Origin of the sequence: Mycobacteroides franklinii (assembly GCF_001853795.1) — a bacterium.
Taxonomy (GTDB): Bacteria; Actinomycetota; Actinomycetes; order Mycobacteriales; family Mycobacteriaceae; genus Mycobacterium; species Mycobacterium franklinii.
Genome location: NZ_MLIK01000019.1, coordinates 2,017,417 through 2,032,085, shown reverse-complemented (window position 1 = coordinate 2,032,085; position 14,669 = coordinate 2,017,417). Strand labels below are relative to the sequence as shown.

General features: G+C 62.0%; 13 protein-coding genes. 5 read left to right on the top strand and 8 right to left on the bottom strand.

What is annotated here, in order from left to right; translation table 11 throughout:
* Positions 1–22 precede the first annotated feature (22 nt).
* A complete protein-coding gene (gene rfbD / locus BKG76_RS17330) occupies positions 23–871 on the bottom strand; it encodes a dTDP-4-dehydrorhamnose reductase (protein WP_070938690.1) in 849 nt (282 codons plus the stop codon).
* A 121-nt stretch (positions 872–992) separates the two neighbouring features.
* Between rfbD and BKG76_RS17325 the strand changes: the two genes are divergently transcribed.
* The 3 genes from BKG76_RS17325 (at position 993) to BKG76_RS24520 (ending at position 6,508) form a co-directional block, all read left to right on the top strand.
* Positions 993–2,498 carry an LCP family protein gene (locus tag BKG76_RS17325; RefSeq protein WP_070939323.1) on the top strand — a complete coding sequence of 502 codons (1,506 nt, stop codon included), beginning with the start codon at positions 993–995 and terminating at the stop codon, positions 2,496–2,498.
* The gene (locus tag BKG76_RS17320; protein WP_070938689.1) at positions 2,498–3,181 is read left to right on the top strand and encodes a TIGR03089 family protein; all 684 of its coding nucleotides are present in this window, start codon (positions 2,498–2,500) and stop codon (positions 3,179–3,181) included. Before BKG76_RS17325 ends, BKG76_RS17320 begins: the two co-directional genes overlap by 1 nt.
* 948 nt (positions 3,182–4,129) lie before the next feature.
* Positions 4,130–6,508 (top strand): tetratricopeptide repeat protein, encoded by a 2,379-nt coding sequence (locus BKG76_RS24520; protein WP_165611525.1) that lies wholly within the window; start codon positions 4,130–4,132, stop codon positions 6,506–6,508.
* Positions 6,509–6,524: 16 nt separating this feature from the next.
* On the opposite strand, the gene BKG76_RS17310 is transcribed toward BKG76_RS24520, so the two are convergent.
* The 5 genes from BKG76_RS17310 to BKG76_RS17290 all read right to left on the bottom strand — a co-directional run bounded on the left by BKG76_RS17310 (position 6,525) and on the right by BKG76_RS17290 (position 11,395).
* Positions 6,525–7,688, bottom strand: coding sequence for an acyl-CoA dehydrogenase (locus BKG76_RS17310; protein WP_070938687.1), 1,164 nt, complete (start codon positions 7,686–7,688; stop codon positions 6,525–6,527).
* A gap of 57 nt (positions 7,689–7,745) precedes the next feature.
* Positions 7,746–8,246, bottom strand: coding sequence for a 5-(carboxyamino)imidazole ribonucleotide mutase (purE, locus tag BKG76_RS17305; RefSeq protein ID WP_078343963.1), 501 nt, complete (start codon positions 8,244–8,246; stop codon positions 7,746–7,748).
* A 3-nt stretch (positions 8,247–8,249) separates the two neighbouring features.
* On the bottom strand, positions 8,250–9,455 hold the full coding sequence (locus tag BKG76_RS17300) for a 5-(carboxyamino)imidazole ribonucleotide synthase (protein ID WP_109420778.1): 1,206 nt from the start codon (positions 9,453–9,455) through the stop codon (positions 8,250–8,252).
* A 67-nt stretch (positions 9,456–9,522) separates the two neighbouring features.
* Positions 9,523–10,398: a TauD/TfdA dioxygenase family protein gene (locus BKG76_RS17295; protein ID WP_070938686.1), complete on the bottom strand. Its 876-nt coding sequence runs from the start codon at positions 10,396–10,398 to the stop codon at positions 9,523–9,525.
* Positions 10,399–10,420: 22 nt separating this feature from the next.
* Positions 10,421–11,395: a quinone oxidoreductase family protein gene (locus tag BKG76_RS17290; protein ID WP_070938685.1), complete on the bottom strand. Its 975-nt coding sequence runs from the start codon at positions 11,393–11,395 to the stop codon at positions 10,421–10,423.
* Between the two features lie 103 nt (positions 11,396–11,498).
* On the opposite strand from BKG76_RS17290, the gene BKG76_RS17285 reads away from it, so the two are divergent.
* Both BKG76_RS17285 and BKG76_RS17280 read left to right on the top strand, forming a co-directional pair.
* Positions 11,499–12,521 (top strand): AraC family transcriptional regulator, encoded by a 1,023-nt coding sequence (locus tag BKG76_RS17285; protein WP_070938684.1) that lies wholly within the window; start codon positions 11,499–11,501, stop codon positions 12,519–12,521.
* Between the two features lie 74 nt (positions 12,522–12,595).
* Positions 12,596–13,330, top strand: coding sequence for a GtrA family protein (locus tag BKG76_RS17280; protein WP_070938683.1), 735 nt, complete (start codon positions 12,596–12,598; stop codon positions 13,328–13,330).
* On the opposite strand, the gene BKG76_RS24515 is transcribed toward BKG76_RS17280, so the two are convergent.
* Complete coding sequence (locus BKG76_RS24515; RefSeq protein ID WP_083338076.1) at positions 13,246–13,803, bottom strand: PH domain-containing protein; 558 nt, start codon at positions 13,801–13,803, stop codon at positions 13,246–13,248. The genes BKG76_RS17280 and BKG76_RS24515 overlap by 85 nt on opposite strands.
* A gap of 11 nt (positions 13,804–13,814) precedes the next feature.
* Positions 13,815–14,609: a biotin--[acetyl-CoA-carboxylase] ligase gene (locus BKG76_RS17265; RefSeq protein ID WP_070938681.1), complete on the bottom strand. Its 795-nt coding sequence runs from the start codon at positions 14,607–14,609 to the stop codon at positions 13,815–13,817.
* Positions 14,610–14,669: the final 60 nt, after the last annotated feature.

Genomic DNA, 14,669 nt, shown 5'->3' with positions numbered 1-14,669 from the left:
CGGTGCTAGAGGGTACCTACCCCTAGTGTGTGGCCAACGCCTCAGCCAGCGCCTCCCGCCAAGGACGCAGCGGCGGCAGACCCGCATCGGTCCACTGGGTGCCATCGAGCGCCGAGTAGGGCGGGCGCGGAGCCGGCCTCGGCATATCGGCGGAAAGGCACGGCTGGACCCGCGAACTATCGGCCCCGACCAGGTCGAATACCGCCTTCGCCCAGTCGAAGCGATTCACCACCCCGCCCCCGGTCGCGTGCAGGATCGGGGCGTCGACTTCTGCCGCCGTCAAGTCCAGCAGTCCCTCGGCGAGATCGGCGGCATACGTCGGAGACCCCGTCTGGTCGGTGACCACCCGCACCGGCCCGTCGCCCCCGGCGAGCCTGCGCATGACCCCGACGAAATCGCCGCCGACACCGGTGTACACCCAGGCCGTACGCACCACATGCGCAGACGGCAACGTTTCGTGCACTGCCTGCTCCCCGGCAAGTTTGGTCCGGCCGTATACGCCCTCCGGGGCGGTAGCGGCATCGGTGCGGTACGGGGCCGGCGAGGAATCCGCGAAGTAACCGCTGAACACGTAGTCGGTGGAGATATGGATGAGCCTGGCGCCGACATCTCGGCACACCCGCGCAACGTTGGCTGCGCCGGTGGCATTGACCGCATATGCCCTGGCCTCATCGGATTCCGCGGCATCGACGGCGGTGTAGGCCGCGCAGTTGATGACGGTGTCTCCCTCAGCAACCACACCGTCGGGCGCATCACCAGCGGTGATATCCCAATCAGAGGACTTCAGCGCCCTGATCGGCAGACCGCGCCGCGCCGCGCGGGCGATAAGATGAGAGCCCAATTGGCCACCCGCTCCGGTGATAACAAGCACATCTAGAGTCTGGCACGCCGAGTTCGCTTCCGAGGGATGGGCATCACCCCGACGTAGCCTGGACCAGGCTTGCGACTCGTTGCCCGGCGAAATGCCCGGCCGGAAGGAATGGACCGACATCGTGACTGACCCGCACGCTCTACGCGCGAGCGGCTCATCGCAGACGGAGCCACCGCGCCCCTTGTGGCGGGGTATTGCAACGCTGGCAGCGGTAGCCGTCATGGTGATCACCGGCGCGGCCTGGGGAAAGATCGGCAACATCGATCCGAACATCGCCCGGTTCGACCTTCCCGGTCTGTTCGGCAACGCCGGGAAGCCCAATGACGGCGCGATCGACATTCTGATGGTAGGTGTCGACAGCCGTAGCGATGCGCACGGCAACCCGCTCTCGCAGGAAGAACTGTCGATGTTGCGCGCCGGGGACGAAACCGCCACCAACACCGACACCATCATCCTCATCCGCATCCCCAACAACGGGAAGTCGGCGACGGCGATCTCCATCCCGCGTGACTCGTACGTCACCATTCCCGACGGCACCAAGGGGAAGATCAACGGCGTCTACGGCGAGGCCAAGGAAAACGACAGAAGGAAGCGTGTCGAATCCGGCGAGACGCTGGAGGCCGCCGAGCGTGAATCAGTCGATGCCGGGCGTTCGGCGCTCATCCAGACCGTCGGCAAGCTGACGGGTGTCACCGTCGATCGCTACGCCGAGGTCAGCATGCTCGGGTTCGTGCTGATGACCGATGCGCTGGGCGGCGTCAACGTGTGCCTCAACGAGGCCGTCAACGAGCCGATGTCGGGTGCGGACTTCCCTGCCGGCCCGCAGACGCTCGACGGCCCGAACGCACTGAGCTTCGTGCGACAGCGCCACGACCTGCCCCGCGGCGACCTCGATCGGGTGGTGCGGCAGCAGGTCGTGATGTCGTCGTTGGCGCATTCGGCGCTCTCCGGCGGCACCCTGACAAACACCACCACGCTGGGCAAGTTGCGCGACGCGATCACCCGCACCGTGGTGCTCAGCCAGGGCTGGGATGTCATGGACTTCATCCAGCAGCTCCAGGGACTGTCCGGGGGCAACATGGCATTCGCGACGATCCCGATCCTGCGCGAGGACGGCTGGACCGAGGACGGCTCGCAGAGCGTCGTCAAGGTGGACCCCGACCAGGTACGTAGCTGGGTGTCCGGGCTGTTGGACCAACAGGCGCAGGGCAAGGCCGAGGAAGCCACCTATTCCAAGGATCAGACGACCGCCGACGTGGTGAACGAGACCCAGATCAACGGGCTCGCCGCCGCCGTGTCGGAACTCTTGTCGGGCAAGGGATTCACCGCAGGCAAGGTCGGCAACAACGACCGTGATCACGCGGGTAGCAGCCAGGTTCAGGCCGCCTCACAGGATGACCCCGGCGCCAAGGCGGTCGGCGAGGCGCTGGGGCTACCCGTGGTGGAAAAGCAGGGCCTGCCCGAACGCACCGTCCGGGTGGTGCTGTCCAACGACTACCACGGTCCCGGGTCCGGTCGTGAGACCACGCCTGCCGCCTCGGAAACCGGTTCCACCGAACAAGACTCACCCCCTCCGCCCCCGTCGCCGATTTTCACGGCGGCCAACGGACCGCGTTGCGTCAACTGATGACAACGCTGACCGCACTCCTGCTGGGCGATGTGAACAATCCCGCCCCACGGATCACCTACTACGACGATGCCACCGGCGAACGCATCGAACTCTCGACGGTGACGTTGGCCAACTGGGCGGCCAAGACGGCCAATATGCTTCGTGACGAGTTGGGCGCGGGGCCGGGGTCCACGGTGGCGGTGCGCCTGCCGGCGCATTGGCAGACTGCGGGCGTGCTTCTCGGAATCTGGTGGGCCGGTGCCGAAGTGGTTTTTCGTGACGACACCACCGATGTGGCATTCTGCGCAGCCGGCGACGAACCGGACGCGGACGAGATCTGCGTGCTATCCCTGGATGCATTCGGGCGCCCCGTGCTCAATTTGCCGCTCGGGCTGACCGACTACTCGACGGCGGTCCGGGTGCACGGCGACCGGTTCTCTCCTGCCGGCGCGGGACCCGCGCTGGATGGCCGAAGCGTCGACGAGGTGGCCGCTTCCGCACGAGAAAGTGCTGTAGCACAAGGCATCACGACGCAGGACCGAGTGTTGAGCTCGGGCCCCTGGAACACCCCCGAGACGCTGATCGACAATCTGCTGGCGGTACTCGTCGCCGGGGCATCGCTGGTTCAGGTGGCCAATCCCGATGCCGCCGCACAGAAACGGCGGGTTGTGTCCGAGAAGGTCACGAAGACCCTCCCTTAGCACCCTCCTCTGAGCGCGAGCATGGACACCTGGCAATCAACTGGCGACACATTTTGGATCAGGCAAGTTAAACTGTGATGACGCGCGTGATCTAACAGTGTGATTGGGGGAATCTATGCCAACAAATCCCTTCGCATGGAGGGTCGTCGTTCCAACTCTATGCGTCGCATTAGCAGCCACAGGAGTTGCATTAGCTACCGGATATGCCACTGCGCATTCGTCCACCTTGGTTTGGAGCGCAGTTGCGTTCGCAACGATCGCAAGCTTTGGCGCCACACTCTGGCTGGCACACAAGCAAAACGTTGAAACCGGGGCACTTGACCAATCAAATCCGCCAAGCCCCCGAGTAACAATAAATGACATAAGCGGACAAAATATCAAAATCGAAGACATAAGTTCCATCGGGAACGATGTATCCATCCGGGCAGCTCATGCAGATGACGAATTAGTAATCCGGGAGATAAAGGCACGTCGGGATGGCGACAGCCTCCCTTTTTAGAAGAGGCGCGCATTGCAAAGGATGTTGCGCCTGCGGTCGAAACTATAAAGCAAACCCTCAGCCTGGGCCAGGTCCATGCGAGAGATATAATAATTACGAATATCATTGGTAAGCCGTTAATACAACCAAGACAGATCGTCTCTGGAGAAATCCCGCAAACTCCAATTAACCCTATTGAACGAGCTGAATACAGCCGGCTGGTCGACATAATATGCAGTGATAGAATTGCCGCCCTAACGGGAATGCCCGGCGTAGGGAAAACACAACTCGCCGGTGCAGTCGCTAGGCTAGAGATCGAGTCTGGCTCGAATATCGTAGCCTGGATAAACTCGGAATCACCAGAAAAATTAGCGTCCGGACTTTCAGAAGTCGCAGAAAGACTAGGGGTCGCGGATCCTCACGGAAACCCCGAAATATCCGCAGCGAGGCTTCGCGATTACTTTTCTAGCATGACAGATTCTGCACTGATAGTTCTCGACAATGCAAAGAATCCAGACGCCATCAGGCCGTTTCTTCCTTCCACTGGGTCAGTCCGGATTATCATCACGAGTACAGATCGATCGTTTCATTCACTGGGTAGAGAGATTCATCTTGGCCCATTGGACCGTAAAGACTCAAAGCAATATTTGTGCAGCTCGACAGGTTTAGATGATAGCGACGGTGCAGGCCTTGTCGCGGAGGACCTAGGGGACCTTCCACTCGCCCTATCGGCAGCAGCGTCTACGATTGTAAATCGCCATTTAAATTTCGAAACATACCGATCGTTTTTTTTGAATTACAAGCTCCCGGATACCCTCTCACGAACGCCCGGACATGACTATCCGATCTCATTGCGCCGCGCACTGACACTGTCAGTTGAAGCGTTGGAGAATTCCATTGGATATCGGCCAGGAAATTCAGTTCTATCGATAATCGCTATGCTTTCTCCGACCGGTATAAAACACTCATATCTGCCAGATATAGACGGAAATCTAGGCGCGATACTGACAAAATGTGCAGCTTCGTCACTTATTTCCTGGTCGAGACTTGGCGATTCTATTATCATGCATCGGCTTGTTGCCCGCACGCTACGTGAACGAACAACAAGCCCAGGTGATCGCTCCCATTTAATTGAGCATAGCCTGAAAGTAATTGAACCCCATTTGTTTAGCACGGACGATGCGTGGAAAAACCGCCACGAGGTGGCTTACAACGCCGATCAGATTGAAGCCATCTGGAATACAAAACTGATTGATCGAAGCATCAACGATGAAATACTCCAGCGGGCGTTCGCGGCACGCCTATGGGCAGTCGCCAAACTAACCGAAATTGCACAAACTGAGCAATCAATCGCCGCTGGCAGGATAAACTTAGAAACAAGTCAGAATTTACTCGGCGTGAACCATCGAATAAGTCGGGTAGCACGCAACAACCTGGCATCGGCCCTTGAGCGGGCCGGCAAGCCCGCCGAGGCCATTCCGCTGCATACAAAGAATGTTATCTCTTGGACCAACTGGGCCAGCTTAGATGACATTGAGACTCTCATATCAAGAAACAATTTGGCAAATGCATATAGGCTGACCGGGCAACTAAGGTTGTCTATATGGCTACATGAAAAGAACCTCGACTATGCCCGAAAATATGCAAATACTCATCCCAACCACATTGTAATATTTCAAAGCAGTCTAGCCACCGCATATGAAGATTCTGGACAACTCGAGAGAGCGATATTATTTTATAGATCGACTCTTGACTTCATCAACCAGATGCCAGTCCCGACGGATTCCTATACACTAGCTATCAAAAGTAATCTTGCTGGATCGCTGTGGCTCAACAATCGACATCAAGACGCCATCTCAATGTACGAAGAAATACTGGGCACTTCTGAAGCAGATCTAGAACACGATCACCCCATCAGACTGCTTATTCGAAACAATCTAGCAAGAGTGCACGCTTCTCTAGGCAACTACGGGAAAGCAATTGAAGACTTGAACAAAATAAAAACTTGCTGCGAAGAATCCCTCGATCCGGCGCATCCTCTCGCTGGAATGGTAATTAACAGTATAGGAATCGTGTACATACAGTCAGGGGATCTCGAGAAAGCCATCGAAGTGCTCACCAATAATTTATTATTTAGGGAGCGCGTATTTGGCCTAGATCATCTTGACACTATTGCGTCCAGGGCAAATCTCGCATGGGCACTGGAAATCTATGGAAACGTCCAACGCGCAGTAAACCTACATGAGACGAATCTTTATCATGCGATGCAGAGCCTGACCTACGACCATCCAACCTCCATGTCAATCAGGCACAATCTGGCGAGCGCCTACACTAAAGCGGGCCAAGCGGGTATCGCGATACCGCAACTAGCCAGGGTCCTATCCGATCGAACGAGAACGCTTGGGCCACGACACGCCGATACGCTGTGCTCGCTCAACAATCTGGGTAATGCCTACATGTTCGCCGGGTATGCAGATATCGCGATTCGCTTCCTCGTTCGCGCTCAAGCCGAATACAAGCGGAGCCTAGGAGAACAACACCCAGATACGCTTACGGCCAATCAAAACGTTGCGATCGCGTATACCTTTGCCAAGCATTACGACCGCGCAATACCGATTTTTGAGGAAAACCTCTCGCTACGCGAGTCAACTCAAGGTCTTGACCATCTCGACACTCTTACGTCACGGAACCATCTCGCCGAGGCCTACCTACTTGTTAACCAGTCGATCGATGCATTTGTCTTGTACAAGGAGAACCTCGATATATGCCGACGACGATTCGGAAATAGTCATCGATGGACATCTGCAGCAGCCAGCAACCTCTCACACGCACTAGCTGCGCGGCAATGAGGAATGAACCGCAAGTTTAGGAGGTGAGCAACGCGCGGCTCATCACGACGCGCTGAATCTGGTTGGTGCCTTCGTAGATCTGGGTGATCTTGGCGTCGCGCATCATCCGCTCCACGGGGAAGTCGGTGGTGTATCCGGCGCCACCGAACAGCTGCACGGCATCGGTGGTGACCTCCATGGCCACATCGCTGGCGAAGCACTTGGACGCCGACGAGATGAAACCCAGGTTCTTTTCGCCACGCTCGGCGCGGGCGGCGGCGGTGTAGACCATGAGGCGCGCGGCCTCGACCTTCATCGCCATATCGGCCAGCATGAACTGCACGCCCTGGAAGTCGCTGATGGACTTGCCGAACTGCTTGCGGTCCTTGGTGTACGCGATGGCCTGGTCCAGTGCACCTTGGGCGATACCGAGCGCCTGGGCGCCGATGGTCGGGCGGGTGTGGTCCAGCGTCTGCAGCGCGGTCTTGAACCCGGTGCCGGGCTCACCGATGATCCGGTCGCCCGGGATGCGGCAGTTCTCGAAGTACAGCTCGGCGGTCGGCGAGCCCTTGATGCCGAGCTTGTGCTCCAGCGGTCCGACGGTGAATCCCTCGTCGTCCTTGTGCACCATGAACGCCGAGATGCCGTTGGCCTTCTTCTCGGGGTCGGTCACCGCCATGACGGTGTACCAGGACGACTTTCCGCCGTTGGTGATCCAGCACTTGGAACCGTTGATGACCCAGTCGTCGCCGTCTGCCTTCGCGCGGGTGCGCATGCTCGCGGCGTCACTGCCTGCCTCACGCTCGGACAGCGCGTAGGAGGCCATGGCCTCGCCGCTGGCGATCGAGGGCAGCACCTGCTTCTTGAGCTCATCGGAGCCGTTGAGGATCAGACCCATGGTGCCGAGCTTGTTGACGGCGGGGATCAGCGAGGACGAGGCGCAGACCCGGGCCACCTCTTCGATGACGATGCAGGCGGCCACGCTATCGGCGCCCTGACCGTCGTACTCCTCGGGCACGTGCACGGCGTTGAAGCCCGAGGCGACCAGCGCGTCGAGGGCCTCTTGCGGGAATCGTGCCTTTTCGTCGACGTCCTTGGCGTGCGGTGCGATCTCTTTTTCGGCCAGTCCCCGGATGGCCGCACGCAGCTCGTCGTGCTCCTCGCCCAACTTGAACAGGTCAAACGACGGGTTCCCAGCCATCACAGCCTCCAGAGTCGATCAAAGTTAGTCGCCGTTAACTGTACGTCACGCTCAAATCTAGTCCTCCAACAGTCTGCGCCGCAGGGCCTCGTCTTTCTCCAAAACGGTGGCTTCCATGCTCGCCTGGAAGGCAACGACCTTGTCCCGCAGTGCGGTATCGGACACCCCGAGGATTCGCGCGGCAAGCAGTCCGGCGTTGCGGGCGCCGCCGATGGACACCGTCGCGACCGGCACGCCCGCGGGCATCTGCACGATCGACAGCAGCGAGTCCAGGCCGTCCAGCCGCGCCAGCGGCACCGGAACACCGATCACCGGCAGCGGCGTGGCAGAGGCCACCATGCCGGGCAGATGCGCCGCGCCGCCGGCGCCGGCGATGATCACCTCGATACCCCGCCCGGCCGCCGACTGCGCGTACTCCAGCATGCGTCCCGGTGTGCGGTGCGCGGAGACAACTCCCACCTCAAAGGGAATCTCGAACTCCGCCAAGGCGTTCGCGGCATCCGACATCACCGACCAGTCGCTGTCGCTGCCCATGATCAGGCCGACCCGTGCGCTCACGTTCTAGTGTCCTTCCCATCCATCGGTCCATACCGCGTGCGACAACCAGTGCGCCGCCCGCTCGGCGCGCTCACGCACCTCCGCCACGTACTGCGGATCCGCCAGCGAACCATCCACGCGGCCTTGAATATTCACATGCCCGAGCTTGCGGCCCGGACGCTCGCCCTTGCCGTACAGGTGCACCTTCGCCTCCGGGATGCGGCCCATCAGATGGTGCATCCGTTCGTCGAGCGACATCGCGGGCGTCTCGCGCGCACCGAGCACGTTCGCCATGACGGTGACCGGGGCCAGCGGTTCGGTGGATCCGAGCGGGTAATCGAGCACGGCACGCAGGTGCTGCTCGAACTGCCCCGTGCGCGCACCGTCCATGCTCCAATGTCCCGAGTTGTGCGGCCGCATCGCCAATTCATTGACCAGCAGCCGGCCGTCATTGGTTTCGAACAGCTCCACCGCCAGGCACCCCGTCACGCCAAGCTCGCTGGCGATCCGCAGTGCGAGCTGTTCGGCCTGCAGGGCCAGTTCCTCGGGCAGCTCCGGCGCCGGAGCGATCACCACAGCGCAAATGCCATCGCGCTGAACGGTTTCCACCACCGGCCAGGCGGCCCCCTGCCCGAAGGGTGAGCGGGCGACCATGGCCGACAGCTCACGGCGCATGTCGACGCGCTCCTCGGCGAGAAGCTCGACACCCGCAGCCAGCTGCTCGGCGGCCACCGTGCGCGCCTCGTCCAGGTTGTCGGTGATCCACACGCCCCGGCCGTCGTATCCGCCGCGGACCGCCTTCAGTACGACCTGGCCTCCCGTTTCCGCGGCGAATCGCTCGACATCGGAGACGGTCCGGATGTCGGCGAATCCCGGCACCGGCGCACCGATGTCCCGCAGCTTGCGCCGCATGAACGTCTTGTCCTGTGCGTAGATGAGCGCCGACGGCGGCGGCTGCACGTTGACGCCCTCGTCCTGCAGGGTTTCCAGGAACGCGGTGGGGACATGCTCGTGATCGAAGGTGACCACGGTGGCGTCCTTGGCCGCGCGGCGTAGGTCGTCCAGATCGGTATGCGAACCAAGGACTACATCGGGGGTTACTTGGGCCGCCGGTTCGTCGGCGGCGTGGGCCAGAACCCGCAGGGTCTGACCGAGTGCGATCGACGCCTGATGGGTCATCCGGGCCAGCTGACCGCCACCGATCATGGTGACCACCGGAGTCGCGGACACGGATGAGCCGCTTGCGCGAAGACGATCAGACACAGACATATGGTGTCATGCTGGCCGCCGTGCCCAGCTAGAACGGTCTGTCTCCGCACATTCCGGCGCGTTCCATCTTGCGTACGGCGGGCCAATAGTCCTGAACCGCATAGTGTTGCGTTGACCGGTTGTCCCAGATGGCGACGCTGTTCGGTGTCCAACGCCATCGCACCTGGAATTCCGGGACGGAGGCCTGACGCACCAGGTACTGCAGCAGTTCCGAGGCGCCGGGCGCGTAGTCGAAGCCGAAGCGCACGTTCTCCGGACGGTGATAGTTCACCAGGTGCGTGGTGAAGGAATTCACGAAAAGGATCTCCTCCCTCGTTTCCGGGTGGGTACGTACCACCGGATGCTCAGCGTCCGGGTATCGCTCATGCAGTTCATGGCGCCGGTGCGTCGACATGGCGGCACCGAAGCTGGCTTCGATCGAATGCCGGGCGCGCAGGCCACGGATCTGATCGCGCACCGCCGTGGGTAGCCGCCGGTAGGCCTCCGCCATGTTGACCCAGATGGTGTCGCCACCGACGGGCGGTGTTTCGACGCAGCGCAACACGCATCCCATGGGCGGGTTCTCCCGCCAGGTCGCATCGCAGTGAAAGGAGTTCTCGTAATGCTCCGGGGCGCTGTCGATCTCCTTGTAGATCCGCACAAGGCCAGGGTGGTCAGGATCACTATCGGCGACCGGATGGTCCTCGAGTGGCCCAAATCGCTGCGCCAGTGCCACATGCTCGGCGCGGGTCATGTTCTGGTCGCGTACGAACAGCACCTTGTGCTCCAGCAGCAGCTTCCTGAGCTCGCCGAAGAGCTCATCGCTGCGTGATGCCTCGGCCAGATCGACATCGAACAGCTCGGCGCCAATGGTGCACGTCAAAGGCTCCACACGGACTTTACTCAGCGGGGCAACACTATTCATGACAGCTTCCTTTCCCTACAGCTCACAGCGAGAAGATGGATTGACCGATGGACGTGCCGGATTCCAGATCGCGATGGGCCGCCACCGCGTCCTGAAGTTGGTAGCGGCGCCCGATATCGACGCGGATCCGGCCTGCGGCGATATGCCCGAAAAGCTCGCCGGCCAGCTCCGCGCGCTCCGCCGGGTCCGCGATGTAATCGGCCAGCGCCGGTCTGGTCACGAACAGAGATCCCTTGGCCGCCAACTGCATCGCGTCGATCGGTGGCACCGGGCCCGATGCCGTGCCGAAACACACCAGCAGCCCGCGCCGGGCCAGTGAGTCCAGCGAGGATCGAAACGTGGTCTTGCCGATGCCGTCGTAGACGACGGGGACACCCGCTCCACCGGTGATGTCGCGCACTCGCCGGGCCACGTCCTCACGCGGGTAGACGAGCACATGGGCACAGCCGTTCGCCCGGGCGATCTCGGCCTTTTTCTCACTCGACACGGTGCCAATGACGTTGACGCCCAGTAGGTTCGCCCATTGCAGGAACAACAGCCCGACTCCTCCCGCAGCGGCGTGGAGCAGCACGGTGTCACCCGCCCGCAGCGGATGGATCCGTCGCAGCAGGTACGCGGTAGTCAGCCCCCGCATGGTGATGGCCGATGCGGTGTCGAAGGCGATACCGTCCGGCAGACGGATGAGATGTTCGGCGGGCATGACGCGTTCGGTGCTGTAGGCGCCCAGCGGGCTGCCCGTATAGGTGACGCGGTCGCCCACGCCGAAATCCGATACGCCGGGCCCGGTGGCTTCGATGACACCGGAGGCCTCCACACCCATGCCTGCGGGTAGGGCGACGGGATACACGCCCGTGCGGAAGTACGTATCCGCGAAGTTCAGCCCCACGGCGCGATGCCGGATTCTCACCTCGCCGGGACCGGGTTCACCAACCTCGACGTTCTGCCCGCGAAGGACCTCGGGTCCGCCGGTCTCGTGGATCCGCACTGCGTAGGCCATGGCCCGCCTTTCGTCTGATCTCTGGGTACATCTCCGACGTTAGGCAGGCGACATCCTGCATACTTATCTTTGCGGGACTGATTTCTATTCTTTTGGGGACACCATGGACAGCCGACAGGTACGGTTCGCTGCGCTGAGCGGGTACGTCGAGGTGGCCAGGGCATCCGGGCTGGATCCGGCGCAGTTGATGCGGGAGCACGGGGTTGACCCAGCGGGCATAACGCAACCCGACCGTTGGGTGAGCGCCAGCACCGTCGCCGCACTCCTGGAGGCCTCCGCCGATGCCGGCGGGCTGGACGACTTCGGCCTCAGACTGGCCGAACGGCGCAGACTGTCCAGCCTGGGTCCGCTCAGCTTGGTGCTGCGGGAGCAACCCACAGTGCGCGATGTCGTCACGATGTTGTGCCGGCACGAGTCCATGTACAACGAGTCCCTGCGGATCCGTGTCGTGGAACGCGACGGAATCGCCGCCATCCGGCTGGTTCTCGACGTGGGCGAAGCAACAGCCGGCACGCAGTCCACCGACTTGGCGCTGGCGGTGCTTGTCGGGGTGCTGCGCACGTTCCTGGGAAACACATGGCACCCGGTGAGGGTCAATCTTCGCCGCGCGAATCCCTCCGACCCCGCGATACATCACCGGGCCTTCGGACCGAGCATCGAGTTCATGCGGCAGCGCGACGAGATCGTCGTATATACGTCCGATCTTGATCGTCGAAACGACCGTTTCGACCCGCTACTGCATCAGTACAGCCAGGCGGTCCTGGAGTCATCGGAACGGCCGCGAGACGCGACGACCGTCGATCGTGTCCGAGATCTCATCGAGCTGCTGCTGCCCGTCGGTCGCTGCTCGGTCGATCATGTCGCCCGGAGCCTTGGAGTCGACCGGCGCACCGTTCATCGGCAGCTGGCCAGCGAGGGCACCAGTTTCACCGCTCTACTCGATGCCACCCGGCTCGATTTGGCCGACCACCTCGTGACACGCGGTCGGCACAACCTCACCGAGGTCTCCGAGATGCTGGGGTTTTCCTCACCGAGCAACTTCAGCCGGTGGTTCCGCGCGCATCGTGGGATGAGTCCCCGCACGTGGCGCAACCTGCGCGGCGGCGCGACCCGTAGCGGCAACTGAACGAGGGGCCAATACTCGACGAGCTCGGCCGACCGCTTCGCACTGCCCTGCCATCTTCCGTACACTCGCCATTTGTGTCTTTCGCCGATGCCACCATCGCCCGGCTGCCCCGGTTCATCCGGCCTGTCGCTGAGCGGCACCATGAGCTGATCAAGTTCGGCATTGTCGGCGCCACCACATTCATCATCGACTCCGGCATCTTCTATGCGCTCAAGCTGACGATCCTGGAACCCAAGCCCCTCACCGCCAAGATCATTTCCGGCATCATCGCTGTCATCGCCTCGTACATCCTTAATAGGGAGTGGAGTTTCCGGGACCGCGGCGGCCGGGAGCGCCACCACGAAGCACTGCTGTTCTTCGCGGTCAGCGGCATGGGCGTGATCCTCGCCATGATCCCGCTGTGGGTGTCGAGTTACGTCTTTGAACTGCGCGTACCAAACGTGAGCCTGACGATGGAGAACATCGCCGACTTCATCAGCGCCTACATCATCGGCAACCTGCTGCAGATGGCCTTCCGGTTCTGGGCCTTCCGCCGCTGGGTGTTCCCCGACGAGTTCGGGCGTCAGGGCGAGGACCCGATTGCTCTCGTCGCCACAGAGGCGGACGAGGAATCGGACGCTGACCCGGAAAATGTCACCCCGCTACACCCGCACACGGGGCTGCCCAGCAGCACCACCGCACATCACGGCACCGAGGTGGGACGCGGCTTGTACGGCTCAGCGCATCACGTGGCGGGCGGCCGTTCCCGGCCGCGCCCGGTGGAGCGGCTGTCGCCCTCTTCCGAACCGAGGGTGTCGAAGACTTCGTGATACAGCAGCGAGTGGACGTACTCCACTCGCGGTATCTCATGGAATTCCAGCGGGTCCTGTGACGCCGATTCGATGATCAGCGTGCCGGTGCGCAGAATTCTGTCCACCAGGCCATGCCGAAATTCGACGCTGTTGATCCGCGCCAGTGGGATATCGATCCCCGAGCGGCTCAACAATCCGTGACGGAACATCACCCGCCGGTCGGTGATGACGAAGTGCGTGGTCAACCAGTTCAGGAACGGCCATACGCTGAGCCAGCCGACCAACACCAGCCAGACCACCCCGATGGCGATCATCACCACCTGCTTCGCGGTAGTTTGCCAGTCGGTGTTGTCGACCATCGCGGCCACAAAGGCGGCCACGCCCGTGGACAGCATCAACACCACCGTCGGGCCGATCAGCCGCTTCCAGTGCGGGTGGCGGTGTAACACCACCTGTTCGTCATCGGCGAGCACGTTCTCCGGATACCCCACGTGCAGCGACTTTACTGGTCGTTCAGCGGGCGTAGATGGGTGATGTCGCCCGCCGTGACCGCGGTGACGGTGCCGTCGGCACCCTCGATGCACAGTTGTCCGTCGTTGCCGAGCCCAACGGCAACACCCACCAGTTCGCGGTCGCCCGGTAGCTCCGCACGCACCCGGGAACCCAGGGTGACACTGCGCTCCCGGTAGTCCTCCAACAACCGCTCGTCGACACCCCGCGCCGTCCGCCAGTGCTCAACACGGCCGCCCAGCTCACGAAGCACCGCGCGTGCCAACTCATCGCGGTCCGGGTTGGCCCAACCGACGATCGTCAGAGATGTCGCATTGGGGTCGGGCAATTCGTGTTGGGTGAAGGTGGCATTGAGTCCGAGACCAAGCACGATGGCCGAATGGGGCGTCGCGACCTCGGCCAGGATTCCGCATAACTTGCGCCCGTCGACAAGCACATCGTTGGGCCATTTGAGCCCCGCTTGAATTCCGCTGACCTCGGCGACCGCGTCGACAATCGCCACCCCGGCCAGTAGCGGCACCAGCCCCCACCGATCCGGCGGTACCTCGCCCACTCCGATGCCGACCGACATCGACAACTGCGTGTGCGCGGGCGCACCCCAGTTGCGGCCGTGGCGGCCACGGCCGGCGGTCTGGTGCTCGGCGAGCAGCACGACGCCGTCGATGTCCTCCCCTGCCGCCGCGCGCGCCACCAGATCGGCATTGGTGGATCCGGTTTCGTCGACGATGTCGATGCGCCGCCAGTGTCCGCCGGGGCTGTCGGTGAGGGTCAGTCTGTCCGAAGTCACGACCCCAGCCTAAAGCTCTGACGCCGCCACGCGGCGTGAACGCCCCTGAGTGCCAACCGG

Excerpts from the sequence above, each read along its gene's own strand:
- BKG76_RS17320 (WP_070938689.1), top strand. The coding sequence starts at position 2,498 with ATGACAACGCTGACCGCACTCCTGCTGGGCGATGTGAACAATCCCGCC.
- BKG76_RS24520 (WP_165611525.1), top strand. The coding sequence starts at position 4,130 with ATGACAGATTCTGCACTGATAGTTCTCGACAATGCAAAGAATCCAGAC.
- BKG76_RS17310 (WP_070938687.1), bottom strand. The coding sequence starts at position 7,688 with ATGGCTGGGAACCCGTCGTTTGACCTGTTCAAGTTGGGCGAGGAGCAC.
- BKG76_RS17295 (WP_070938686.1), bottom strand. The coding sequence starts at position 10,398 with ATGAATAGTGTTGCCCCGCTGAGTAAAGTCCGTGTGGAGCCTTTGACG.
- BKG76_RS17290 (WP_070938685.1), bottom strand. The coding sequence starts at position 11,395 with ATGGCCTACGCAGTGCGGATCCACGAGACCGGCGGACCCGAGGTCCTT.
- BKG76_RS17285 (WP_070938684.1), top strand. The coding sequence starts at position 11,499 with ATGGACAGCCGACAGGTACGGTTCGCTGCGCTGAGCGGGTACGTCGAG.